The 2,565-nt window shown below is 46.9% G+C and carries 4 protein-coding genes; all 4 read left to right on the top strand.

All coding sequences use genetic code 11. The features are described from left to right. Positions 1-768, top strand: a 768-nt coding sequence (locus AC4ED1_RS14520) for a DUF4376 domain-containing protein (protein ID WP_490939844.1), incomplete at its 5' end; no start/stop codon positions are given. Between the two features lie 77 nt (positions 769-845). Beyond that, positions 846-1,259: a hypothetical protein gene (locus AC4ED1_RS14515; protein ID WP_490939843.1), complete on the top strand. Its 414-nt coding sequence runs from the start codon at positions 846-848 to the stop codon at positions 1,257-1,259. Between the two features lie 46 nt (positions 1,260-1,305). Next, the gene (locus AC4ED1_RS14510; protein ID WP_490939842.1) at positions 1,306-2,097 is read left to right on the top strand and encodes an N-acetylmuramoyl-L-alanine amidase; all 792 of its coding nucleotides are present in this window, start codon (positions 1,306-1,308) and stop codon (positions 2,095-2,097) included. 3 nt (positions 2,098-2,100) lie between these two features. Next, positions 2,101-2,457: a phage holin, LLH family gene (locus AC4ED1_RS14505; RefSeq protein WP_490939841.1), complete on the top strand. Its 357-nt coding sequence runs from the start codon at positions 2,101-2,103 to the stop codon at positions 2,455-2,457. Positions 2,458-2,565 lie beyond the last annotated feature (108 nt).

Below are 2,565 nucleotides of genomic sequence, written 5' to 3'. Positions count from 1 at the left end.
GAGGAGGTCTTTGTTATGAGGTTTGTAGGTTTCAATGTCTATGACGACAATGATAATCTTATAGAAACTCTCCCTGCTATTCTTATTGGAGGAGGGACGGTTATCCTTCAAACCGACAATTCAGGAAGTTTTATTTCGCAAAGCGTTGAAATAACCGCCCAAGTACCGCCCAAAACAGAACTTGTTGAATTTGTCGAACTTGAGACCGGGAAAACCATTGCTACCATAGAAGCGGTTGAAGGGAAAGCCGTAGTGGAAATCCTGATTTCCGAACCGGGGTCAAAAACGATCATCGTCGGACAGCCGACACAGACTAGACTCAATCAGGTCACCGTTACGGGCACCTTACAGTCGAAGCAGCCGATCACGAGCCTGACACCAGAAGAACGCTATGTAGCTTTGAACCCATCTGTCAACTCGCTTGACGAGTACAAAAAAGCTAAAGTCGACTTACTGCGTTGGCAGATGGATAAGACAATCCTGGCCGGGTTCACGTCTACTACAACCGGCCACCAATACTTTTACGAGGAGTCCGATCAAAGGAAATTACAGGGGCAAGCCGCTCTGCTTTCGTTGGACCCGTCGATTTCCGTTGTTGAGTGGTTGACGAAGGACGCCGGTCTGGTGAGCCATACGCGAGACGAATTTATTGCTGTCTTAAAAGAAGCGGGCCAGTTCGAGCGAGAGCAACACATGAGGTTCTATCAATTGGAAGCACAGGTATCTGCAGCAAAAACGATAAGTGAAATTAATACTATTGTGTGGTGATCCCTTTGGAACCCTGCGATATAATTTTTGTGAAGCGTAGGCGAAACGCTTCTATCATAGACAAGATCATAGCTTGGATGATCCGATGGGCTACAGGGAGCGAATACTTCCATGTAGCCTATTTTGTTGTAGGTCAAACCGTGTTTGAGGCCAACAGTTTTCGAGAGGCAGGATACTCCAGCCTGGATGAATACGAAAACTATCAAGTTAAACGGCTTATTTTTCCATATCAACAGCGGCAAGCTATTCTCAGCCGCATACTCGCTACGGAAGGGAGCCGTTACGGATGGGGGGAGGTGATTGCCCTCCTGCTCCGTAAAAAGTTTGGGATAAATGTTTATTATGACGATCCGAAAAAGTTTATCTGTTCCGAGGAACTGGTAAAGGCGGTGCATGAAGTAACAGGTATTCGAATGATTGATCAGACAACCGGTGACGTTACACCGGGTGATTTATGGGACAATCAATATCTGGTTAGTGTTCAGAACTAACGAAGGGCGCTTTCGGGCGTTCTTTTAATTTTAGGAGGGATTTCTGATGATGCCGTTAATAACAGTTGACTTTGGACATGGAGGCCCGGATGGTGGTGCTCAAGCTAATGGTTTGGTGGAAAAAGAGTTAACCAAATACTTGGGGACAAAGGTAGCAGTAGGTCTGCAGCGCTGTGGGTTTCGTGTGCAACTTACCCGACAGGGCGATGAGTATGTTGGGCTTTCTCAGAGGGCGGACATGGCAAATCGGGCTGGTTCAAATCTCTTCTTGGCTTTCCATAACAACGCCGGAGGCGGGACAGGGTTTGAATCCTTTATTCAACCTGGAGACTACTCTGGTAAAGCAGAGACCCAGCGCATTCGCATGATCGTTCATCAAGAGATTGTTGCCTACAATGGACAGTTTAGAATCGCGGATCGCGGGATGAAAGAGAAAGATTTGGCTGTGTGTCGAGAGACAAACATGCCATCCATTTTATTTGAAAACCTTTTTGTTGATAGCCCTGAAGATGCTACCTTTCTTAAAGATGAAGCATATATGCAAGGGTTAGCGGAAGCATATGTTCGCGGCGTATGCCAGGTTTTCAATGTTGCATACCTCGCACCGGCACCCCAAAATGCGGGAACAGGCAACGATTCCGGAACTGACTGGAAGGAGCACGAATTTAACGAGCAGATTCAGCGAGTGGTAAAAGAAGGGATTATGCGCGGATATGACGACGGCCCGATTAAATTCGGCCCGGACGATCCTTTCACAAGGGGGCAAGCGGCTGCGGTCGTCTGCAGAATCCTGGACAAGGTAGATGAAAAAATTAAAACTGCCAAGGAGTTGAAATAGACCATGAAGGAGTTAATTACCCCATACATTTCTCAAGGGCTGACAATTATTATCCAGATTGCGGCCATTGCTCTTTTCTATGGCCTCGGAGTCCTTAAACGCAGGATTGAAACCTACATTTTCACTCATGCGGATGCCCAACAGACAGAGCTCTTGCATCTTTTGGCTCGGGAAGCCTACGCGTTCGCCGAAACGGCTTATCGGGATTTGGCTGGACATGAGAAGTTGAGTCACGCCTTGAATTACCTTGAGAATCAAGCAAAAAACAGAGGGATTCTGTTTGACGCAACTGCAGCAAAGGTGGCAATTGAAAAAGCGTGGCTGGAAACCGAAGGTGTTCAGAAACGCTTCGCGAAATAAATTTATCCCTGGCCGTGAGCCGGGGATATTTTTTAACCACAAAACAGAACAAACGTTTTGACTATGCACATATCTCAGGGAACGGGATGGGGAGTGGCTAAAACACAC

The organism is Effusibacillus sp. SKA8, from assembly GCF_058273125.1.
This window is presented reverse-complemented; position numbering and strand designations above follow the sequence as displayed.